The sequence below is a fragment of the Bacillus sp. MUM 13 genome (assembly GCF_001866725.1).
GTDB lineage: Bacteria > Bacillota > Bacilli > Bacillales > DSM-1321 > Peribacillus.
In genome coordinates this window covers 1-23210 of record NZ_MLYQ01000103.1, presented here as the reverse complement: position 1 = coordinate 23210, position 23210 = coordinate 1, and the positions used below count along the sequence as shown (strand labels likewise).

Genomic DNA, 23210 nt, shown 5'->3' with positions numbered 1-23210 from the left:
CTCTTACTCATTAAAGGGCGAAAACATAAGAAAATATAGAAGATATTAGGAAATCAACCTGTAAAATAGCTATTTTTTAAAATATTATTACATTTTCGTTAACTTTTTTAAAAAAGCTTATGTACAAAAATTTAAAAAATTGTATAATAATCTTTGTAAGAATTTTTAAAAAGAGGGGTGTCACGAATTTGAAAAAGTCAAAATTTTCTTTGCTTTTAGTTCTTACACTTGTATTTAGTTTGATCCTTGCTGCTTGCAGCGGTAAAGACGATAATAATTCAAGTGATAAGGGCAAAGACAAAGGTGATGGCAAGGCAACAAGCTCAAAGTTAGCTTCTAAACAGGAAGCAAAGATTTTAGAGTCTTCTGAAATTCCAACTATGGATACTGCTCTTGCAGAAGGATCTACAAGCTTTACTTATATCAACAACGTAGGCGAAGGTTTATACCGCCTTGATCAAAAAAATAAGCCGGTTCCAGCTCTATCAGACGGCGAGCCGCAAGTAAATGCTGATAAAACAGAATTTACATTCAAAATCAGAGATGCAAAATGGTCTAATGGAGATCCAATCACTGCTCAGGACTTCGTTTTTGCATGGCAGCGTGCAATCGACCCTAAAACAGCTTCACCTTACGGACCATACATGATGGGCGGAAAAATCAAAGGAGCCCAGGAAATCACAGATGCAGCAGCAGCTAAGAAGCCTTACGATGTTAAGAAGCTTGGCGTAGTTGCTAAAGACGACAAAACACTGGTTGTTACTTTCGAACAGCCGATTCCATACTGGCAAGATCTTTTCGCATTCCCGACTTTCTATCCTCAACAAGAGAAATTTGTTAAGGAAAAAGGCAAGGACTATGCAAGCAATAAAGATAACCTTCTATACAACGGACCATTCGTTATGACGAAATGGGACGGCCCTTCAGATACTGAGTGGGTACTTGAAAAGAACAAAAATTATTGGGATGCAGACAATGTGAAGATGACTAAGCTTACATTCAACTCTGTTAAAGATTCTTCTGCAGCAGTCAATGCATTTGAAGCTGGCGAAGTTGATGTAACAGGAAAGCTTTCTTCAGACCTAGTGCCTCAATATGAAGGCGACAGCCGTTTGAACAACAAATTGGAAAAAACAGTTTTCTGGCTTAAAATGAATGAAAATGCAACTTCCGGATTCAAGAATGTAAATATTCGCCGTGCAGTAGCACAAGCATTCAACAAAGATGATTATGCAGCAAGCATCCTGAATAACGGATCTATCCCTGCAAACGGCCAAATGCCAAAAGAATTCGTTACTGATCCTAATACAGGAAAAGACTGGCGCGAAGTGAACGGCGATTTGCTGAAGTTTGACAAAGAAGCAGCAAAAGCTTCATGGGAAAAAGGCTTGAAAGAGCTAGGCAAGAAAAGCCTGACTCTGCGTTTCCTTGGCGATGACACAGAAAATGCTAAGAAAACAGCTGAGTATTTCAAAAACCAGCTTGAAACAAATCTTCCTGGGTTAACTATTAAAGTAGAAGCAGTTCCTTTCGCTGTCCGTCTAGAGCGCGACAACAAAATGGATTATGATATTCAAGTTGCAGGATGGGGACCGGATTTCCGCGATCCAATGACATTCTCTGATCTGTTCGTTACTGGCGGAGGAAGCAACAGAATGGGATACTCCAACAAAGAGTACGACAAGCTGATCACAAAGGCACGTACAGAGCTTGGCGGAAATCCTAATGAATATTACAAAACATTGTTAGAAGCTGAGAAAATCCTTGTTCAAAAGGATGCAGCAATTGCACCAATCTATCAGCGTTCAAGCGCTATCCTTCAAGCTGCAAAAGTTAAAGACATTGCAAAATATGATTACGGTCCGGATTATTGCTACAAATGGACTTATATCACAGAAGAATAAGATATTAACAGCATTTTTCGTTTCTAAATAATGATAGTTTAGGAGTTGAAAAGAGAGTATATTCCAAGATATACTCTCTTTTTCCCTGTAAGATAATTGTCGAAATATAGGGAAAATTAAAATCAAACAGGAGGTGCGCTTATGATCCGTTATCTATTAACAAGGGTTTTCTATATGATAGCGACACTGTTCATCATTGCGTCCGCAACCTTTTTTCTAATGAAGATCATTCCGGGAACACCATTTGCAAGTGCCGCGAAATTGCCGCCTGCACAGCTGGAAATCATGAAATCACAATATGGTCTCAACGATCCTGTACCAGTGCAATATGCCAAATATATCGGCCACCTTGCACAGGGGAATTTGGGTACAGCCTTCCAATTTGGCAATACTCCGGTAACTGAATTGCTTTCTAAAAGAGTAGGGCCTTCCTTCCAGCTGGGAATCCAGGCAATGATATTCGGTTCAATTGTCGGAATCATTCTTGGAGTTTTGGCCGCCATTAAGCAAAATACGTGGGTGGATTATTCAACGACCTTCCTGGCTGTTGCCGGAAAAGCGATTCCAAACTTTGTATTTGCAGGATTGCTTCAATATTTTGTAGCGTTAAAACTGGGATGGTTTCCAGTTCTTTTCTGGAAGGGTTTTGAATATACAATCCTTCCGACAATAGCGCTCAGCATGTTCGTTATTGCTATTGCTGCCCGTTTCATGAGAACAGAAATGATTGAGGTTTTGGGATCGGATTATATTACGCTTGCCAAAGCGAAGGGCGCAAGCTTTTTCGATATTGCGTTCAAGCATGCATTAAGAAATGCGCTCATTCCAGTAGTAACAGTCCTTGGCCCATTAACAGCAGCTCTTATGACTGGTTCTCTTGTAGTTGAGCAGATTTTTGCTATACCAGGCATCGGGGAGCAGTTCGTTAAGTCTATCCAGGTTAATGATTATAATGTCATTATGGGAACAACCTTAATGTTTGCTGCATTATTCGTTGTAATTATCTTGATAGTGGATATTTTATATGGAGTTATCGATCCTCGCATCAGGCTGTCAGGAGGTAAAAAATAATGGCTATTAAGAAAGAGAAAATTGCACAAGAAAAATTTGCTCCTGCTGTCATTGATTCTTCAGTAAGTGAAAATATCAATAAACCAAGTTTGAACTTTTGGCAGGATGCATGGCTGCGGGTTAAAAAGAATAAAGGGGCAGTCATCAGCCTGTATTTGATGATATTCCTTATCCTTATGGCATTTATCGGACCTATGATCAGCGGAAGAGATGCTGATGCACAAAATGTCAGATACCAAAATCTTCCTCCTAAAGTTCAAGGCCTTGAAAACATAAGCTGGCTGCCTTTTGATGGTATTAAGAAAAATCCGGCGGGCATTGAAATGGATATGTATAAACAAAAAAATGTAAAAGAATATTATTGGTTTGGTACAGATGCTCTCGGCCGTGACTTGTTCACAAGGGTCTGGAAGGGTACTCAAACTTCATTGTATATTGCTTTTCTGGCAGCATTGATTGATATGATCATAGGTGTTGCATATGGAGCCATTTCAGGCTACTTCGGAGGACGACTGGATAATACGATGCAGCGTATTACAGAAATATTATCCGGTATCCCGACACTGATTGTAGTAATCCTGATGATCCTTGTTCTTGAGCCGGGCATTATTTCAATCACGGTGGCAATGAGCATCACCGGCTGGGTCGGTATGGCGCGGGTAGTGCGTGCGCAGGTTCTTAAGCTGAAAGAGCAGGAGTTCGTCCTTGCCTCAAGAACATTGGGAAATTCAAATGGAAAAATCATTTCGAAGCATCTATTGCCTAACTTATCTGGTGTAATCATTATCAACACCATGTTTACGATTCCGAATGCAATTTTCTTCGAAGCATTTTTAAGCTTCATCGGATTAGGGCTGCAGGCACCAAAGGCTTCTCTTGGTACATTGATAAATGACGGATACAAGGTAATTCGCCTGCATCCTCATGAAATGATCATTCCTGCAATTGTTATCAGTTTAATAATGATTGCATTCAATATGATTGCAGATGGACTCCGAGATGCATTGGATCCAAAAATGCGTGATTAAGAGAGTGGGGGAAATTCATGGAAAATATTTTGGAAGTTAAAGACTTAAACATATCTTTCCATACTTTTGCTGGTGAGGTACAAGCCATCCGCGGAGTAAACTTCAGTGTTAAAAAAGGTGAAACACTTGCGATTGTCGGCGAGTCCGGATCAGGCAAGTCTGTTACTACAAAAGCAATTATGCGGCTTCTGCCTCAGGGCAACTCTGAAATCAAAAAAGGTGAAATTCTTTTTGACGGCAAAGATTTAGCCAAGCTTTCTGATAAAAAAATGCAGAAAATTCGCGGTAAAGATATTTCGATGATTTTCCAGGATCCTATGACATCTTTGAATCCGACAATAAAAATCGGAAAACAGATTATGGAGCCAATCGTCAGGCATCAAAACCTTTCTAAACATGCTGCAAAGCAGAGAGCAATTGAGCTTCTTAAACTGGTTGGGATTCCAAATGCCGAAGAGCGCTTTCAGCAGTATCCGCATCAATTTTCCGGCGGTATGAGGCAGCGTGTGGTCATTGCCATTGCTCTTGCCTGCAATCCGAAGATGTTAATAGCTGACGAGCCAACGACAGCACTTGATGTAACCATTCAGGCGCAGATTCTCGAGCTTATGAAAGACCTGCAAAACAAGATTGACACGTCCATTATTTTCATTACCCATGATTTGGGTGTTGTAGCAAACGTGGCCGACCGTGTAGCTGTTATGTACGGCGGAAAGATTGTAGAAATCGGAACAGTGGATGAGATTTTTTATAATCCGAAACATCCATACACATGGGGATTGATCAGCTCCATGCCGAGCCTTGATTCCAAGGATGAAGAGCTGTATGCGATACCTGGAACACCTCCAAACCTGTTGTTCCCTCCAAAAGGAGATGCTTTTGCTCCGAGGAACCAGTATGCTATGCAAATTGATTTAGAGGAACAGCCGCCAATGTTCAAGGTTTCTGATACACATTATGCAGCGACATGGCTATTGCATCCAGATGCCCCTTATGTTGAACCGCCTGAGGCTGTTAAAAAGCGCATGTCACAGTTTTCAGCAGAGCAGGAGGGTAAATAATGGAACAGCGTGAAAAATTGGTTGAAGTTAAACATTTAAAGCAATATTTCAATGTAGGAAAACCAAGCATGGTAAAAGCAATTGATGATGTTTCATTTGATATTTACAAAGGCGAGACATTCGGTCTTGTAGGAGAGTCCGGCTGCGGAAAATCAACCACTGGCAGAACGATCATCCGCCTTTATAATGCAACAGACGGTGAAGTTATTTTTCATGGTAATAACGTTCATGGAAAAAAATCAAAAGCTCAGTTAAAAGACTTTAACCGCAAAATGCAAATGATCTTCCAGGATCCTTATGCATCCTTAAACCCTCGTATGAAAGTATCTGATATTATTGCAGAGGGTATTGATATTCATGGACTAGCCAAGAATCCGAAAGAAAGATTGGAGCGTGTGTACAGTCTCCTTGAAACAGTCGGGTTAAACCGTGAGCATGCAAACCGCTATCCGCATGAATTTTCAGGCGGCCAGCGCCAGCGTATCGGGATTGCCAGAGCACTTGCTGTTCAGCCTGAATTCATTATTGCTGATGAGCCGATTTCAGCGCTCGATGTGTCAATCCAGGCTCAGGTTGTCAACCTTCTAAAGAAGCTTCAAATCGATCACGGTTTAACCTATTTGTTCATAGCACATGATCTTTCAATGGTTAAATATATCAGCGACCGCATCGGTGTCATGTATTTCGGCAAATTGGTTGAAGTAGCTCCAAGTGAAGATTTATACAGCCATGCCATCCATCCTTATACTCAATCGCTTCTATCCGCAATTCCGCTTCCAGATCCTGAAAGCGAAAGAAAAAGAAAGCGTATTGTCTATAATCCGAAGGTACACAATTACTCTGAGGGTGAAGAACTGAAAATGAGGGAAATCCGTCCAGGGCATTTTGTATATTGCTCTGAAACAGAATATAAACAGTACAAAGCTATGCACTCCCAATAATGAAAAACGGTCTCCAGAAGAGGCCGTTTTTCATTTGCATTTTTTTCTGTTAAAGCACGATATTGATTTTTGAAAAATGCTGATTTGACAGGTTTTAGACCTATTAGAAAACACGGGCGCCAGAAATAAAAGAAAAATAGTGAAATTATGCTTATTTTTGCCAATATTGTGGTATTAGTTAATTAAGCTCTGTTTTCTTCCAAGAGGTGCTGTACGGCCCGGAAAGTTTAAAAGAGTTAAAGAGAGGAGGAATGGAATGCGCATGAAGAAAAAAATATTACTGGCAAGCTTATTATTAGCAAGTTCATTGCCGCTCTCTGTATATGCAGACGAGCTGAAAAATAGCGGCAATGCCAGGAAGAATGAGGTGTCTCTTGCTAAGAAAGAATTGCCGGATGCACTGTCGCGCTTTACATACAATTCCGGCCTGGGTTTTAAATATCCGGATGCTGTCCGCGGCATTTATGTTACTGGATTTTCTGCGGGGGGATCAAGGTTCAAAAAGCTTGTTGATTTTGTTGATAAAACAGAATTGAATTCAATGGTCATCGATGTGAAAGACGATACTGGAAATATTACATATGAACCGGAAGACCATCATTCGCCATATGCGAAAATTGGAAAGAACTACATAAGCAATCCCAAGAGCATGCTGAAGGTACTTGAGAAAAAGAAAATCTATCCGATTGCAAGGGTTGTTGTATTTAAGGATTCTGTGCTTTCTAAAGCAAGGCCTGACTTATCCTATGTGGAAGGAAAGGAACTATGGAAGAACGGAAGGGGAGAATCTTTTGTTAATCCCTTTTTGAAGGAGGTATGGGATTATAATGTCGGAATCGCCATTGAAGCAGCAAAGATGGGATTTCAGGAAGTTCAATTCGATTACGTCCGTTTTCCTGAAGGTTTTGAAAAAAGGGATAAGACACTGAAATACAGCATGGGGCCATATAAAAATCTGAAGATGGATAACGCCCATAAAAGGGTGCAAGCGGTTACGGATTTTGTTAAATATGCGAGAGGGAAATTAAAGCCGTATGGAGTTAAGGTTTCTGCAGATATTTTTGGATATACAGCAACACTGCCTGAAGCACCCGGAATAGGGCAAAATTTTTCGAAGATAGCAGAAAATGTGGATGTGATTTCCTCGATGGTTTATCCAAGCCATTGGACTTCGTATTTTGGAATTTCCAAACCTGACCTGCAGCCATATCAGCTGCTGAAAAAGTATGGAGAGCTGGAAAACAAAAAACTGGCAGCACTGAAATCTCCTCCTCAATCCAGGCCGTGGATACAAGACTTCACTGCTTCTTATCTTGGAGCCGGGAATTATCAAAAATACGGCAAGAAACAGGTGGAAGACCAAATTCGGGCACTTAAAGACAGCGGAATTAAAGAATATCTGCTATGGAATGCGGGCAATACGTATTCAGAAAATGTTGATTATACCCCATAAAATGTCCGCTAAGCAGGCTGATGTTTAGAATGAATAGGCAGCAGGGTACTCATACTAATAACAGGGACCAAACGCGCTGGAGGATCATAGAATTGGCTGCTTACGCATAAAAAGCCTGCCGCTGTATAAGCGGCAGGCGCCTGAAAATATAAGTAAAGTATTAACGCTCTGTAATCAATGCTTGTTTTTGCCTCCAACGCTCCGCCAGCCGCTTTGTATTCCTTCAGAACGGCTGGATATTTCCGTGCGCTGTTTTCCGCCAAAAAGCTTTTCTCCGATGCTGTTTGTCAAAACACCATTAAAAGCAGTAATTCCTATTACTAACAGTGAAAAAATCACTAAATCAACAAGATAGCCAGCCATAACCAACCTCCTAAATTTAACTGCTTTACAATGCGGAATCATAATCCCCTTTAATAAACCCAATGGTACCGGATCAAAGATGCTTTATACCCATTGTATATAATCAGTATTAGGATGAAAAGGGAAAATTTACAACCATGAATAGGCGAAAGGAGTATTTTTTATGAATTGGTATGAAAAATTAAATCAATACTTTCCTATACAGGAAATGAAATCAAGAGAGCATATGGAAACATTACTGGATGAAAAGGCTTCAATTTACAAAAAGGATGAGGGGCCGAACCATGTTTTAATGTATGTCGAAACAGATAAGTTTATTTTCATCGATTACCTGTTTGTGTCAGGAAAAAGCAGAGGGCAGGGTCTTGGAAAGAAACTTATTCAAAAGCTGCAGGATAAACAAAAACCAATTCTGCTGGAAGTGGAACCTGCGAGTGACGAGGATCAGGATTCACAAAAAAGGCTTCGTTTTTATAAACGTGCAGGATTTGTACATGCGACTTCCATTTCTTATCGCAGGCGCTCTCTTGCAACAAATAAAATCGATGGCATGGAAATTTTATATTGGTCATCAAGTCCTGTAAGCGAAAGCGAAATTTTTGAGGATATGAAAGTAGTTTATAAGGAAATCCATACGTATAAAGACCTTCAGTTTTACGGCAAAGAATATCAGCCATCTGAGGAAGTATTGAAGCTTCAAAAAATCGGCGATGAAGAAGATATACTTGAAGCAGTAAATTAAATTAAATATGCAGAGAAATATGGCAAAGGGCTGCTGATAATTTTAAAATCCGTGTTATTAGATATTAATTGAATAACACGGATTTTTTATGGATAGAAAAGATGTTTTTGATTATTTCAACAGATATCAGGATGCTGCAACAAAGAAGGATTGCTTCCTTCAAAAAAAACAATGGTTATCATGAGTTTAGAGAACCTAAATGCAGTTACATACAATAACCTTTAATTACTTCTGCTCTTATCCCTTCCATACGTATGCTTCATAGTGATTGGACCCGTCTCTTCTATGCTGTGAGAAAAGATTTATTTTTACAGATAAAAAAGGATTTATGCAATAGGAAAGCGAAATTTTTTATAAAATGCCCTTTTATGCGTTTTAAAAATTATGACAGCGGGTACATCATACATATACGAAAAAAAAAATTCCCGGAAAATTGGTGTTAATTGAGAAAATGTCCTTCATTTTATCAATGGAGACCAGATAAATTATTAAGACATTTCACTATTTTTAGCTGAAGGGCCTGTCATACAGGGAAAAACATAGCATTATTCTATTTTAGATAAGTTCTATTCAATTCGAGATTTTTAGTGTATAATGTTAATAGAAATTACTTAATTAAAGTTATTTCAAATAAAATTGGAAATATAACTGATACATTAGATTTCCCATCATAGATCGCCGATTCTATACTTAGGGAGTGTGATTTTAACATGGTAACATTATATACATCACCGAGCTGTACTTCATGCAGAAAAGCCAAAGCGTGGCTGGAGGAGCATGAAATTGCTTATTCCGAAAGAAATATTTTCTCTGAACCATTATCTATAGAAGAAATTAAAGAAATTCTTCGTATGACTGAAGATGGAACAGATGAAATTATCTCAACAAGATCAAAAACGTTCCAAAAGCTAAATGTAAATTTAGAAGCCTTGCCTCTCCAAGAGTTATATAAAATCATCAAAGATAACCCAGGCTTGCTTAGAAGGCCAATTATATTAGATGAGAAGCGCCTGCAAGTCGGATATAACGAAGATGAAATCCGCCGCTTCTTGCCCCGGAAGGTCCGAACCTTCCAATTGCGTGAAGCACAGCGGATGGTTAACTAGAAAAATGGATGAGCCCTGTCACATAGTGATTGGGCTTTTGTCTTTCTCAGGCAGCGGTTTAAGACAAAAGAGGGACATATAAGCCTTTAAAAGTGGAATAATGGGATATGCTTTTATAGTAACTTGCTGGGAATATCCGTTCCTTGCAAGTTAATTGATTTTTTTGTAAAATGAATGGACTATAGGCAAACAATTGTTTTTCTTAATGTAAGCTTTTTTATTTCCCTTATTCATGCTTTTATCATAAAATGTAATAAAAATAGAATATTTTTTACCGTCGAGCTGGTGGTTACAAAATTGGCTTGATGGGTAAAGATAATATAAAGAGCCTAAACAGCTCGGGGGTAATTATCCCTTCAAAATGTGACCAGAAGGGAGAGGGAATATAGTGGAAATTGAACGAATTAATGATGATACAGTTAAGTTTTACATTTCATATATAGATATTGAAGAAAGAGGATTTGACCGGGAGGAAATTTGGTACAGCAGGGAACGAAGTGAAGAACTTTTCTGGGAAATGATGGATGAAGTTCATCAGGAAGAGGAGTTCATGATTGAAGGTCCGCTGTGGATTCAGGTGCAGGCGCTTGAAAAGGGGCTTGAAGTTTTAGTAACCAAAGCGCAGCTGACGAAGGATGGGCAGAAAATTGAACTTCCTCTAACAGATGAAAAAATGAAAGACCTTCCTGTTGATGAAAAAATTGAATCGCTGCTCGATCAGCATTTCCATGGGAAACAGCAGGAGTACTCGACTGTCCAGTTTGAAGATGGATTTATTGAATTTATCACTGAATTTAAAGATTTTGAAGATTTAATTGCCCTCAGTGAACGAAGCGGATTAGAGGGTTTAAATACTAAATTGTATGCCTACGGTGATAAATATTTTCTTTATATAGAATTTTCTGAAGAAGATATCGAAGAAGAGGAAATAGACAATATCCTGAGCATTCTTTTAGAATATAGCGAAGAATCGCCGATTACAGTTCACATGCTGCAGGAGTATGGGAAAGTTGTAATGGAAAATGATGTTTTCGATACGGTCTATAAATACTTTTCTTGATTTAAAGCCGATTTCGTTTAGGAATCGGCTTTTTTGCTTTAGACTAAACATTGCAGGAGCCTTAGATTGTGACAGCAGGCACTTTCAAGATACACTTTTAGAAAATGGGCAGGTGTCTTTTATTGAAAAATACGTTTCGTGTCCTGCTGCTGGCATTAATTCTGGCAGGAATTTGGTTTGTATTCAGAAAAAGCTTGGACGGAGACATATTAAGCTACTTTAGCCTCTTATTATCGATTTCTTTATTTATTATAGGATTTATCATCTTTCTTGAAAATAGGCATCCAGCCCAAACGTTGACATGGCTGGTTGTTTTTGGAGCATTTCCGCTTGTTGGCTTTATTTTTTATTTTTTGTTCGGCAGGAACTACAGGAAAGAAAAAATGTTCAGGAAAAAATTCTTTTTAGATAAACAAGCTTATCAGAGCATTGCTGGCGAACCGGAGGCAATTGAGGAAAAAATCATGAGAATGGGTGACCATCAGCGGAACCTTTTCAACCTGGCACACCGGATTGGCAACAGCCCAATCTCTTTTGCTACTGAAACCAGGATTTTGACCAATGGAGAGCAAACCTTCTCATCCATTATTGAGGAGCTGAAAAAAGCTGTACATCATATCCACATGGAATACTACATTGTCCGCCATGATAAGATTGGGTCTGAAATCAAGGATATACTGGCGGAGAAAGCAAAGGCAGGTGTTAAGGTCCGGTTTTTATATGATGCTGTAGGTTCCTGGAAGCTTTCAAGAAGCTATATTCAGGAGCTTAAAAATGCTGGTGTAGAAACTGTGGCGTTTGGCCCTGTACATTTGCCTTTTTTGAATAACAAATTTAATTTCCGGAATCACCGGAAAATTATTGTTATCGATGGATCTGTCGGATTCATGGGAGGATTGAATATCGGCGATGAGTATTTAGGAAGGAACGAACATTTTGGCTTTTGGCGGGACACCCACTTAATGGCCAAGGGAGAAGCTGTGCGCACGCTTCAGCTGATATTTCTTCAGGATTGGTACTACAGCACTGACAGCAGTTTTTTAACAGACGAGTATATGTCCCCGAATCTCCCGATTGAACATAGCCATGGCGGTGTACAGATGATTGCAGGAGGCCCTGATAATGAATGGACAGTGATCAAAAGCATTTTCTTTTCCATGATTACATCAGCCAAGGACTCCGTCTGGATCGCATCTCCTTATTTCATTCCAGATGAAGATATTTTTCAGGCGCTGAAAATTGCAGCTTTGAGCGGAATTGATGTCAGGCTGCTGGTTCCGAAAAATCCCGATAAGCGAATTGTGTATCATGCTTCCCGCTCCTATTTTCCTGAGCTGCTGGAGGCAGGGGTAAGGATATTTGAATATAAAAATGGCTTTATGCACAGCAAAATTGTAATTGTCGATAACGAACTAGCTTCAATAGGGACTGCTAATATGGATATGAGAAGCTTTCATCTGAATTTTGAAGTAAATGCCTTCCTGTATAGAACTAGAAGCACCCAAAAGCTTGTGAATGATTTTTTGCAGGATATGCTTGTTTCAAGAGAACTGCATATCGAAACATTTTCGAAGAGGAACATCGGATTAAAATTAATCGAGTCAACTTCACGGCTGCTATCGCCGCTTTTATGAGCGGCAGGGTGCAGGCTGCACTAAAAGGCAAAATGAGCTTGAGGATTTCCTCAGGCTTTTTTTGTTAGAATCTATGTGTCAGTTCTTGAAGGAAGCTGTTTCTGCAGCCATTTTCTGTTCTTGCACTGGTGCAGTTTAGAAGAAGATTATATACAATGGCGAATACAAAATATGTTATAATTTTGGTAATAAATGGAGGTGGATAGATGAAAGTAATAGGAGGAATTTTACTGCTTTTGGACATTGTTTGCACGATTTGTTGGCACTTTCTGGTCTTGGCTATCGATGGATATGCAAATGGTACTTCTTTTTTTCAGTTTAAACTGGCATATGTCTTCAGTTTAATCATCGCTGTATTAGCGATCGTGATGATTGTAAAAACAAAACAAGCTAATAAAAAAAGACCTGCAGAGGATATGATGAAAGAGTTTATGGAAAATCCCCCGCCTAATATCAATAATATTAATCATTTTTAACACCCGCTAATTGCACTAAAGAATCCCTAGGGGCCAATAAGGTTCCTTTTTTTACGGAGGCTGTTTTTGTATTCGTAAACTTTGCTGCTATGGAATAGGGGATGATTTCCCTCCAGGATGCTCGCTTTCCGCTAATCCTGCAGAAGTCTCACACTTTATGCTCCAATCACCTCAGTTAGTTTGAGATAGCCTCACAGAACTCAAAAAAAACAATATTTAAGAAAAGAGCCTTTACTATAAAACCAACAGCATCGTTTAACAGAGATTTTGTGAAAATAAAGGATTTGAGGATGGCCAGGAAGAATGTATAGCAGAGAAGGAGGAGGAATATGCTGACTGCGAAAAAAGGGGACGGTACAATCGTTACGCTTCCTTATAAAATGACCAAGCAGGCAATTGAGGATTGGAAACTGGAAGAGGGGTATTATTGCCCCTGCTGTGAAGCTCCGGTGATTTTAAAGGCAGGAGATATTAAAATTCCTCATTTTGCCCATAAACAAAAAATAGAATGTGCCGCCTCATCAGAGCCTGAATCCCCCTATCATCTTGAAGGAAAAAGAAGCATTTTTGAATGGTGCAAAAGGCCGGGGCTGAGAGTATTTCTGGAATACTACATTCCAGAAATCAAACAGAGAGCAGATATTCTTATCTGCGGCAAGAAGAAAAGATACGCGATTGAATTTCAATGTTCCGTCATATCCGAGGATGAATTTATGAAAAGAACCGCTGCCTATGTCAGTCAGAATATAACGCCCATTTGGATATTGGCTGAAAAGAATATCAGGAAAGCTGGCAGTTCCTCATTTTCTTTTTCAAGGTACCATTGGCTTTTTTTATGCAGCCCCAGCTGTAAACCCCTTATATTTACATTCTGCCCCGTGACACAGCAATTTGGCCTGTTTTATGGTATTACTCCTTTTTCGTCACGAACGGCTTTTGCAAAACACCAAAGTTATCCTCTAGGTGAAATCTCTCCCTTTAAATTAATGGCTCCGCTCCCTGATTATGTAAGCATAGTTGAACAATGGCGCATTAAGAGGCATTCCTGGTGCCTTAACAGCATATACACCGCAAAATCTTCACACCCCTTTCATCAATCTCTCTACCTGAACCGCCTGTCTCTGTCCGCACTTCCTCCGGAAATCGGTTTGCCTGTTCCTTCTATGGAAATCATAGAAACTCCGGCTGTTTATTGGCAGGCCTGGCTTTATACAGATCTTCTTGTAAAAAAAGAAATCAATGAATACATTCATATCGAGCACTTCGCCGAAGCCTTTTTGAAGCGGATAAAAAGAGGGCATATTCGCTTAAGGAACCTGCCGCTTATTCCACAATCAGACTGTAATTACCTGGTGCCGTTAAGTCATTATGCCGGATTTCTTGCTATAGCAGGCATCCTAAGGGAAAAAGGAAGCGGGATGTTTAAGGTCAATAGAAAAATAAATATACCAAGGGACAGCGAAGAAAGTGTAATGATGGAGAAAGTATTTTATGAGAAGTTCAAATCAATGATTTTAAAGAGGGGAATGGAGTAAACTAGAATGGAAGGCTATATAAGGAAAGAGTTTATTTCGGAATTCGGACAAAAGCAGGATTTCAGCGCAAAATGGAGAATTAATAAATAAAGATCCTGCTATGGGACTGAAAGAAAAACAGGTGTTTTTAACAGAAATGGAGGCCTTTTTTATGACACAGCAAACAAAAGTAAGTACGCTGCCAGGACGCAGCGAGGTGGAAGCTGAACAAACCTGGAAGCTTGAAGATATTTTTGCTACAGAAGAAGATTGGGAAGCTGCATATGAAACAGTTAAAGAAGAATTGAAGAAAGCCGATGCTTTCAAAGGTACACTGGGAGAAAGTGCGAATAAGCTATTTGCTGCTCTGCAGTTTCAGGATAAAGTGTTTGAAAAGCTTGGGCAGGTATATGCTTACTCTCATATGCGCTATGACCAGGATACAACGAATTCTTTTTATCAGGGAATGGATGACCGCGCAAAAACTCTATATGCACAGGCTGGAAGTGCATTTTCCTTTATTGTTCCTGAGCTTTTGAGCTTAGATGAGGGCAAGGTAGAGCAATTCCTGAAAGAGAGTGAAGAGCTTAAGCTTTATGAGCATTCCCTTGAGGAAATCAATCTTCAGCGTCCGCATGTGCTATCTGCAGAACAAGAAGCGCTTCTTGCTCAGGCTGCAGAAGTCTTCGATGCTTCTTCCAATACATTTGGCATGCTGAACAATGCGGACTTAACTTTCCCTGTCATCAAGGATGAAGAGGGGAATGAAGTGGAAATTACCCATGGGAGGTATATCCGTTTTCTTGAAAGCGAAGACCGCCGTGTAAGGGAAGATGCATTTAAAGGGGTTTATTCTACATATGATAAATTCAAGAATACATTTTCAAGTACACTGTCAGGCCAGGTAAAAGCACAGAATTTTACTGCTAAAGCACGGAATTATGATTCGGCACGCCATGCTGCATTAAGCAATAATAATATTCCTGAAAGTGTTTATGACAACCTGGTTCAGACAGTAAATGAACATCTGCCTCTTCTTCACAGATACATTGACTTAAGGAAGAAGGTGCTTGGGCTTGATGAGCTTCATATGTATGATCTTTTCACTCCGCTTGTAAAAGAAGTGAAAATGGAAGTTTCTTACGAAGAAGCAAAAGAGTATGTCCTAAAAGGTCTGCAGCCGCTTGGTGAAGAATATCTTGCAGTTCTGAAGGAAGGGTTTGAAAACCGCTGGGTTGATGTTCAGGAGAATAAAGGGAAAAGAAGCGGTGCCTATTCCTCTGGAGCATACGGCACAAATCCATATATCCTGATGAACTGGCAGAACAATGTAAATAATTTATTTACGCTTGCCCACGAGTTTGGCCATTCGGTCCACAGCTACTATACAAGAAAAATGCAGCCATATCCTTATGGGAATTATTCGATTTTTGTTGCAGAAGTGGCATCCACCTGCAATGAAAATCTTTTGAACGATTATCTGCTCAAAACTATCGATGACGAGAAGAAAAGGATTTATTTATTGAATCATTATCTTGAAGGTTTCAGAGGCACTTTATTCCGCCAGACCATGTTTGCTGAATTTGAGCATATCATTCACACAAAAGCACAGAATGGGGAAGCCCTGACTGCAGATATGCTGACTAAAGAGTATTATGATCTCAATAAGAAGTACTTTGGAGACAATATTGTAATCGATGAGGAAATTGGATTGGAATGGGCAAGGATCCCGCATTTCTACTACAATTATTACGTGTATCAATATGCAACAGGCATCAGTGCAGCAACTGCTCTTTCCAAGCAGATTCTTGAAGAAGGCAAACCGGCAGTAGACCGCTACATTGCATTCCTTCAATCCGGAAGCTCTGATTATCCGATTGAAGTCCTGAAGAAGGCAGGGGTAGATATGACGCAGGCAGAGCCTGTCAGGGAAGCTCTGAAAGTATTTGAGGAAAAACTGAATGAATTGGAATCACTTTTATCTTAAATATGAATAAAGAAGAGGGTGCTGTGGAAGCACCCTCTTCGGCTTTGTTTTGGGATAAGGCTGTTTTCGTAAACTTTGCTGCTATGGAACAAGGTGGTTGATTTCTGCTCAAGGATGTTCGCTTTTTCCTCAGGGTGGGCGGTGAGTCACTTTCTCCGAATTAAAATGGTATTCTCCTAGCAAATTAATATGTTCCCAGCCTAAAGGTGGCATATGGTGCAATAAGTCTTCATTAAAACTACCTGTCCGCTTTTGATATTCAACTGCTTTTGTTAGATGTAGAGTATTCCAAATACTGATGGCATTTATAATTATCTCTAAAGCACTAGCCCATTGAAGCGGATGCTGTATGGTTTGTTCTCTAAGCTCTCCTTGTTTTCCGAAGAAAATAGCTCTTGCCGGTCCATTCATGGCTTCTCCTTTATTCAATCCTCTTTGTATTTTTCTTCTTAGAGATTCATCCGGAATGTAATTAAGAATAAAAATTGTTTTTTCTATTCTCCCCATGTCGCGTAAGGCTGCAGCTAAGCTGTTTTGTCTAGAGTAAGAACCTAATTTCCCCATAATAAGGGATCGGAAAGGAACAGTTGATGAGTTATACCAAAAACCGGATATATATAATGGAAAATAAATTTCATATAGAGGTGGAATTATATGCCTAAAATTGACAATATGTTAGCAATTCTATGGATGCTTCGTTCAGGTGAAAAAATTACTGCAAAACAAATTTCAGAAAAGTTAGAGATGAATATAAGGACTGTGTATCGTTATATTGATACAATTTCAACAAGTGGCGTACCTATAATTTCAGAACCAGGACATAACGGTGGATACACTTTATTGAACAATTTTATAGAGGCTCCTCTTTTTTTTGATTTTGAGGAGCTAACTTCACTATTTCACGCTGCTGTTTTTGCAGAAGAAGCCGGATATTATGGAGGTGAAGCACTAAATAGGGCCATTTCAAAACTAAGTAAATACTCAAATCAAGAGCAGGAAACAAAGATAAACCAACATTTAACTAGTCTTGAAGTAATAAGTCGATTAGGTTCACTCTCTATGGAACCTTTTTTGAAGGAGTTGGCGCAGGCCGTAGCTGACGGGTACTCAGTAAAAATTCTTTACCAAAAAAATGGCGAAAAGCAAGTAAATTATAGACTGGTCGATCCGTACAAAATTATCTATTGGAATAATAAGTGGTATGTGATTGGATTTTGTCATCTTAGGAATGATATCCGTAGTTTTAGAGTAGATCGAATTGAAAGTCTAATGCTAACCGAAAATAAGTTTAACCGGCCAGAAAATTTTTCAGCACGTGACTTTTTTATAAAAAGTCTTCTTCCAGCTATAGAAGATAAGGAAAGGATTATTTCGTTGGTTATTAATGGGGATAAAAGTGTACTGGCTGATATTTGCCAACATTGGTTTTTAGGACATTATTTACAAGAACGGACTTTACATCAAGCAGTTTTTCTTCTTGAAAAAGATATGATGCATACATATGTACCTTATTTACTTTTACCGTACAATAAATCTATTAAAGTTATTGAGCCAATAAGTCTCAAGAAAAGACTTATTGAAGTTCTGTCGGAATTAATAAAATTTTATCAAGTATGATAACTTCCCTGACGTTAACTGTCAGGGAAGTTATTTTATAATTGCTATATAAATTGTGATTGGGAGTGTTATTGGATGCAAACAAAAAATGTTTATCTATATGTATTTAATACAATGTCGGACTGGGAATATGGATATTTAATTGCTGAACTAAACTCAGGAAGATATTTCAAAAAAGGTTTAGCACCTTTAAAAGTAATTACAGTAGGAGCTAATAAAGAAATGATAACTACTATGGGAGGACTGAGCATAAAACCAGATATTTCCCTTGATGAATGTACTCTTGAGAGTAAAGATCTTTTAATTTTACCAGGAGGGACTACTTGGAGTGAAGAAATTCATCAACCTATCTTGGAAAGAATTGGCCAATCTTTAAAGCTTGGCACTATTGTTGCTGCAATTTGTGGTGCAACTGAGGGCCTCGCGAATATGGGATACTTAGATACTAGAAAGCATACAAGTAATAACCTGGAATATACTAAAATGGTATGTCCTAACTATAAAGGGGAAAAGTTATATGAGTTGGGATCTGCGGTATCTGATGCGAATTTAGTTACTGCATCAGGAATAGCCCCTCTGGAATTTGCAATGGAAGTACTGAAAAAAATAGATGTATTTACGCCAGATGCATTACATTCATGGTATAACCTGAATAAGACTCATAAACCTGAATACTTCTTCCAGTTAATGAATTCAATAAATAAATGAAGTAACTGAAAAGCTCATTTTTTCTATTTTGATTTGTAGAGAAGCTGGGCTTTTTAATTTGGAATTTCCTTATCGTTGTAAATCTGCATTTTCCTGACACTACCCCAATGAGGATATTATTTACGCAAAGCATAAGAGGTTATTGAGGTACACTTGTTACTTTGTTTTAATTATTCTCAGCACTTAAACAAATGGATTTTGAACAATTTTCAGGTATCGCAGAAATGGACGAGACCTATTTTCTATACTCAGAAAAGGGAAAACAAAGCTAAGTTACATCAATTAAATAATGAGGAGTAATAAAATGCGGGAGAAAAAGGTTCGTGGGATTAAACGAAAATCTGAAAATATGATTAATCGAATCAAAGAGAATACAATGGAGTTTCCAATTGAATTCTATAATGAATACTGGCATATGCATTTACCAGTTGCTCAGGAATTTATTCTTTCTAGTAAAACACCCTATAAAGTTAAAAGACTTTGTGTTCAAACCCTAGTGGAGAGAGCTGACTATCTAATACGAATGAAGCCAAATGATAGAGAAAAGTATCGGGTTGCAGTTGCGATTAATTTACCTGATTTATGGGATTCTCAAATCATAGTATTCAAAGGAGAATCCTACTTTAATAGTTTCTTTAATAGGAACGATGAATATCAAAAATGGCTGCTTCTTTCAGAAGAGAGAAACATTCAAAAAGAATGGGGATTAACTGTTACAAATGGTATGCAAATATCAGGATATAAAGAATTGATTACAGATGAAGATGGGTACAGTTATGAAGGGGAGATTTGGTTTATAGGTGAGTTAAAATGAATCAAAGGGACATCGATATTCAAGTGTCCCTTTTGTTATTACAGAGACTTTTTTAAGTAACTATTTTCATAGAGGCTGTAATTTTTTCATGTGTTCTGTGAGGGTATCCCCTTGTTTGAACACGAAATTCTGAAGAATTCTTTGAATTTCAAGAAACATGTGCTTATTGACTGGTATATAACAGTTAAAACCCCTTAAACCTTCTGCGGGAATTCATGCTTAATATAAAAAGAAATAGTGCTACAAATAAAACGCTGGAGCTTAAGTATAGAGGAATGAGATGCATAATGCCTAATAACTGGATGAACAGTGCACATGGAAGAATTAAAAGCAAAATTAGTATCTTCAAAATCAGTCACCCCGGAAATTTCATTTATTACAAGCTATGTCCAGACAGGGGTATTATTCTTGTTTCTTTAATTATGACAATATTGTGAAGAAATACACATACACCTTGTAACATGTGCATGATTTCTGATATATTACAGTAGTGAGGTTGATCACAGCAAACTTATACCCCTTTGTTTGATCGTGAAAAATTTCTCCCATCCCCTTTGTTCGTATAAATAGATAAAGAAGGCCCTGCTATTTTAGCAGGGCCTTCTTTCTTTTGCAGAGCAGGATCAGAAAAAACCCCAAATCAAAAAGCAGCTTGCTTTCAATTGGGGGGTGAACAATTTTCGGCTTCTTCTGAGTATTTCCAGAATATACCGTATTTTGCAGGAACCTTTTTGACTACCTGCTTTAAAACGAGCCTTTTCATTTCTTTTTCAACCTGTGATTTACTCATATTGTAAACCACTTCAATTTCCTTTGAGGCAACTAATTTGAAGATACGGATAAAACTCTCCAAAGAAGGGGGATCTGCAGGAGCAGGCAGTTCAGTAAGCATTTCTTCAAGAATATGAACATATACGTCATAAGGATAAATGCCTGAAACCTTAATTCCTTCTTCATCGATATTATGGTTAAAAAATACAAGTGATGGAATTTCCGTTACTTCCATCTCGGATGTGATCTTTAAGTCACACTGAAAGCCTTTTGCTGCACTTGAAGAATTTATATCTCTCTTAAATTCCTCGACATCTAAACCGACACTGCCGGCTATCTCAATCAGCACATCTATTTTTGAAATATCGCGTTTTTCAATAAACAGTACTTCCTGAAGCTTTCTCAAAAAGCGTGCTGCCAGTAATCTGCCCTGCAGTTCAGCCGCTTTAATGGCAATAGAAGCACTGTAGGGAGAAACAATCGGATTTTCCAGCCATAAATTGCCGTCGCATGACATGCCTGACCGGCTGGCTGTTTTTTCCCAAACCTGGGCAAGACTTTCATAGGATTTATTTTTTCCTGCATTAAGAGTTGCCAATTTGCCGCTGATTACATGTTTAATGCTGAATAATTGGCCATACTCAATGTGGAGTTTTTTAATTATCGGCTCAAGGGCCCAGCATTCAGGACATAAGGGATCAACAAATACGTATATTTCTATGGGCTTTTTTCCTATACCATAACAATGCTGTGATTTTATCCACTCGGTAACATTGAAATTCGGTTTATGAGAGCTCAAAAGTCTTCTCCTTTCTCGTCCGTTTGTGCAGAATTAATCATATGCTGTGCGGTCAAGTAAAGACGATGGTAGAAAAATTCGCGGATGTCACCTTCAATTCCGGTCTCATCCATTGCTTCCCGCATGCAAGACAGCCAGGCTTCTGCACGGGTTTCTGTTATTTTAAATGGCATATGCCGTGCCCGGAGCATCGGATGGCCGTGTTCTGTTGTATAAAGCGGTGGTCCGCCTAAATATTGAGTCATGAACTGCTTTTGCTTGCGTACAGTTTCAGACAAATCATCAGGGAAAATGGGTATTAAATCCGGGTGCTTGCTTACTTTGGAGTAAAATACATCAATTAACCTGTGTAATAGCCCTTCTCCAATCAGTTCATAGGGTGTAGGGTTTCCTTGTGCCATGCGTATTACTCCTTTAAAGAGAGAATGGATTTAATATGAATATTTTATCAAGTGACTTAGAATATCTCAAATTTTCAGCTTTGCCCCTCAAGCTACAGTTAAGAAAAAGCTTACCGGATAATTTTGTAAGCGTTTTCTTTTTATATAAAAAAAAAGCCAATGCATGTATATGATAGGCATATCACTTCAGAGTGAAGCACATCCATACTCATAAACAGCAAAGGCTTTTGTTTGCATGGTCAGCTTAAATAGCTGTTCATAACTTTCTGCACATAATTTTGTGTTTCCTTAAATGGAGGAATTCCGCCATGTTTATCCACGTTTCCCGGACCGGCATTATAGGCAGCTAAAGCAAGCTCCGTATTTCCGTTGTAACGGTTCATCATTTGGCTCAGGTATTTGCTGCCGCCCATGATATTATCAGCTGGGTCAAAAATATTCTTTACGCCAAGTCCCTGTGCAGTGGAAGGCATGAGCTGCATTAGTCCGGAAGCGCCTGCCGCACTTGATGCATTAGGGTTAAAACCTGACTCTTGGTTAATAACAGAATGAATCAGCTTCTCGGGAAGATTATAAAGAGAGGCTGCCTGGCTGATTATACCGCTGTAATCTCCCTTAGTGTCCGGTGCAGCATTTGCATTGGAAGATGCAAGTGAAACAGGGGGCAGGGAAGGGGGCAAGGAAAGGGAAGGCTGGACATCTGAGAGAGCTGGCAGGTTTTCAATAGCATTAAATACTTCTCCTAAAGACTGCGAGGCATTCCCCTGTGATCCGCTGTCAAGGAATCCTGCCAGCATATCCCCAAAAGAACCTGAATCATTTGAATCAGACAGGCTTTGTGAAGGGTTAAGATTATTTAGCCCCTGCAGCTGAAGCATTAATTTAACATCTTGTATATTCACTGAATTCACCTCAGAAAGTTTTATTCGCTCATTTTTTTCATTTTTTGAAGATAAAATCTCTTAACCTTATTTTCGGTCATTCTTTCAGGAATTTGAAGTGTTTCCAAAAGAGTGGAGAAAATTTCTTGTCCCTCTGGTCTGCTTAGCGCTTCATATTCCATTTCAAAATCTTCTGTGCCAAGATAATGGCTGTGGTCAAGAACAAGCAGTCCGTTTTTATAAGGGAATTCAAATCGGCTGGTTTTTAATGTCCCGAAGAATTCAATCTGCTGGGGTTCTACATTTACTGAAATCAAGAGCTGTTGAATCTCCCCCTCAGGAAAGCCTTCCCCTTTTAGAAAAGCTTCTGCCTGCATTGGGGTGAGCTGCTGATTGGATTCCAGCAATCCATCACGTGCCGGCTGTTTTAATGTAAGCTCATGCTTTCCTTGTTTGACACGAATCCGCAGTGCAGATTTCTGATTCTTCAGGGCAAAATCTGAAGTATCAAAATAGTGGTTTTCCTGAAGAACGAAATCACTTTCTTTAACATTAAAATAGTTTGTTAATTTATTAAATTCCTCTTGAGAAAGTAAATTTTTAAACTCAATTTCTATATGCTGATCCATTGTATTCAATCCCTTCCCATCGCATTATATAATTCGGCGCCTAGCCTCTTTAGGCCATGAGGCACAAGAGATGAAAGGCAGTAAGCCGTTTTAATTCCAGCAGGCGCTCATGCTTTTTATATAATCTAGCTCCAGCGCCTAGCCTCTCGAGGTCATAAGTCACGCAAGAAGAGAAGGCAAAGGGCGCCTTCTATTCTTACGCGTCTTATGCTGGTCGAAGGCCCCCATGGAAGGGGGTCACAAAGACGTT

At 38.9% G+C, this 23210-nt stretch carries 21 protein-coding genes and 1 pseudogene; 16 read left to right on the top strand and 6 right to left on the bottom strand.

Annotated features, from left to right (window positions below; all coding sequences use genetic code 11):
• The first annotated feature begins 188 nt into the window (after positions 1-188).
• The 6 genes from BIV59_RS19790 (at position 189) to BIV59_RS19765 (ending at position 7458) form a co-directional block, all read left to right on the top strand.
• Positions 189-1904 carry a peptide ABC transporter substrate-binding protein gene (locus BIV59_RS19790; protein ID WP_071353184.1) on the top strand — a complete coding sequence of 572 codons (1716 nt, stop codon included), beginning with the start codon at positions 189-191 and terminating at the stop codon, positions 1902-1904.
• A gap of 141 nt (positions 1905-2045) precedes the next feature.
• Positions 2046-2975: an oligopeptide ABC transporter permease gene (gene opp3b / locus BIV59_RS19785; protein ID WP_071353183.1), complete on the top strand. Its 930-nt coding sequence runs from the start codon at positions 2046-2048 to the stop codon at positions 2973-2975.
• A complete protein-coding gene (gene opp3C, locus BIV59_RS19780) occupies positions 2975-4003 on the top strand; it encodes an oligopeptide ABC transporter permease (protein WP_071353182.1) in 1029 nt (342 codons plus the stop codon). Before opp3b ends, opp3C begins: the two co-directional genes overlap by 1 nt.
• A gap of 17 nt (positions 4004-4020) precedes the next feature.
• On the top strand, positions 4021-5064 hold the full coding sequence (locus tag BIV59_RS19775; protein ID WP_071353181.1) for an ABC transporter ATP-binding protein: 1044 nt from the start codon (positions 4021-4023) through the stop codon (positions 5062-5064).
• Positions 5064-6005 (top strand): ABC transporter ATP-binding protein, encoded by a 942-nt coding sequence (locus BIV59_RS19770; RefSeq protein ID WP_071353180.1) that lies wholly within the window; start codon positions 5064-5066, stop codon positions 6003-6005. Before BIV59_RS19775 ends, BIV59_RS19770 begins: the two co-directional genes overlap by 1 nt.
• 256 nt (positions 6006-6261) lie before the next feature.
• A complete protein-coding gene (locus tag BIV59_RS19765; RefSeq protein ID WP_170846206.1) occupies positions 6262-7458 on the top strand; it encodes a putative glycoside hydrolase in 1197 nt (398 codons plus the stop codon).
• Positions 7459-7632: 174 nt separating this feature from the next.
• On the opposite strand, the gene BIV59_RS19760 is transcribed toward BIV59_RS19765, so the two are convergent.
• Positions 7633-7821, bottom strand: a complete 189-nt coding sequence (locus BIV59_RS19760; protein WP_071353179.1) for a hypothetical protein — start codon at positions 7819-7821, stop codon at positions 7633-7635.
• A gap of 163 nt (positions 7822-7984) precedes the next feature.
• Here BIV59_RS19760 and BIV59_RS19755 point away from each other — a divergent pair, with 163 nt between their 5' ends.
• From BIV59_RS19755 to pepF, 7 genes are all read left to right on the top strand, one after another.
• The gene (locus BIV59_RS19755) at positions 7985-8563 is read left to right on the top strand and encodes a GNAT family N-acetyltransferase (RefSeq protein WP_071353178.1); all 579 of its coding nucleotides are present in this window, start codon (positions 7985-7987) and stop codon (positions 8561-8563) included.
• 710 nt (positions 8564-9273) lie between these two features.
• Positions 9274-9669: a transcriptional regulator SpxA gene (gene spxA, locus BIV59_RS19750; protein ID WP_071353177.1), complete on the top strand. Its 396-nt coding sequence runs from the start codon at positions 9274-9276 to the stop codon at positions 9667-9669.
• Positions 9670-10057: 388 nt separating this feature from the next.
• A complete protein-coding gene (gene mecA, locus BIV59_RS19745) occupies positions 10058-10729 on the top strand; it encodes an adaptor protein MecA (protein ID WP_071353176.1) in 672 nt (223 codons plus the stop codon).
• 122 nt (positions 10730-10851) lie between these two features.
• Complete coding sequence (cls, locus tag BIV59_RS19740) at positions 10852-12363, top strand: cardiolipin synthase (protein ID WP_071353175.1); 1512 nt, start codon at positions 10852-10854, stop codon at positions 12361-12363.
• A 206-nt stretch (positions 12364-12569) separates the two neighbouring features.
• Positions 12570-12839 (top strand): hypothetical protein, encoded by a 270-nt coding sequence (locus BIV59_RS19735; RefSeq protein WP_071353174.1) that lies wholly within the window; start codon positions 12570-12572, stop codon positions 12837-12839.
• A 329-nt stretch (positions 12840-13168) separates the two neighbouring features.
• Positions 13169-14374, top strand: a complete 1206-nt coding sequence (locus tag BIV59_RS19730; RefSeq protein ID WP_071353173.1) for a competence protein CoiA — start codon at positions 13169-13171, stop codon at positions 14372-14374.
• A 151-nt stretch (positions 14375-14525) separates the two neighbouring features.
• The gene (pepF, locus tag BIV59_RS19725; protein ID WP_071353186.1) at positions 14526-16340 is read left to right on the top strand and encodes an oligoendopeptidase F; all 1815 of its coding nucleotides are present in this window, start codon (positions 14526-14528) and stop codon (positions 16338-16340) included.
• Positions 16341-16469: 129 nt separating this feature from the next.
• On the opposite strand, the pseudogene BIV59_RS19720 reads toward pepF, so the two are convergent.
• Positions 16470-16913 (bottom strand): annotated as a pseudogene (locus BIV59_RS19720) (Tn3 family transposase); the annotation flags it as partial.
• Positions 16914-16994: 81 nt separating this feature from the next.
• Here BIV59_RS19720 and BIV59_RS19715 point away from each other — a divergent pair.
• The 3 genes from BIV59_RS19715 (at position 16995) to BIV59_RS19705 (ending at position 19479) form a co-directional block, all read left to right on the top strand.
• A complete protein-coding gene (locus tag BIV59_RS19715) occupies positions 16995-17957 on the top strand; it encodes a helix-turn-helix transcriptional regulator (RefSeq protein ID WP_071353171.1) in 963 nt (320 codons plus the stop codon).
• Positions 17958-18032: 75 nt separating this feature from the next.
• Entirely contained in the window at positions 18033-18665 is a 633-nt protein-coding gene (locus BIV59_RS19710) for a type 1 glutamine amidotransferase family protein (protein ID WP_071353170.1), read from the top strand.
• Between the two features lie 304 nt (positions 18666-18969).
• Positions 18970-19479, top strand: a complete 510-nt coding sequence (locus BIV59_RS19705) for a DUF3916 domain-containing protein (RefSeq protein ID WP_071353169.1) — start codon at positions 18970-18972, stop codon at positions 19477-19479.
• A gap of 658 nt (positions 19480-20137) precedes the next feature.
• Here BIV59_RS19705 and BIV59_RS19700 read toward each other — a convergent pair.
• From BIV59_RS19700 to BIV59_RS19685, 4 genes are all read right to left on the bottom strand, one after another.
• On the bottom strand, positions 20138-21049 hold the full coding sequence (locus BIV59_RS19700; RefSeq protein ID WP_083392274.1) for a ClpXP adapter SpxH family protein: 912 nt from the start codon (positions 21047-21049) through the stop codon (positions 20138-20140).
• Positions 21046-21450, bottom strand: coding sequence for a globin domain-containing protein (locus BIV59_RS19695; protein ID WP_071353168.1), 405 nt, complete (start codon positions 21448-21450; stop codon positions 21046-21048). Before BIV59_RS19695 ends, BIV59_RS19700 begins: the two co-directional genes overlap by 4 nt.
• A 239-nt stretch (positions 21451-21689) precedes the next feature.
• Positions 21690-22352 (bottom strand): lytic transglycosylase domain-containing protein, encoded by a 663-nt coding sequence (locus BIV59_RS19690; RefSeq protein ID WP_071353167.1) that lies wholly within the window; start codon positions 22350-22352, stop codon positions 21690-21692.
• 20 nt (positions 22353-22372) lie between these two features.
• Positions 22373-22960, bottom strand: coding sequence for a CYTH domain-containing protein (locus tag BIV59_RS19685; RefSeq protein WP_071353166.1), 588 nt, complete (start codon positions 22958-22960; stop codon positions 22373-22375).
• Positions 22961-23210 lie beyond the last annotated feature (250 nt).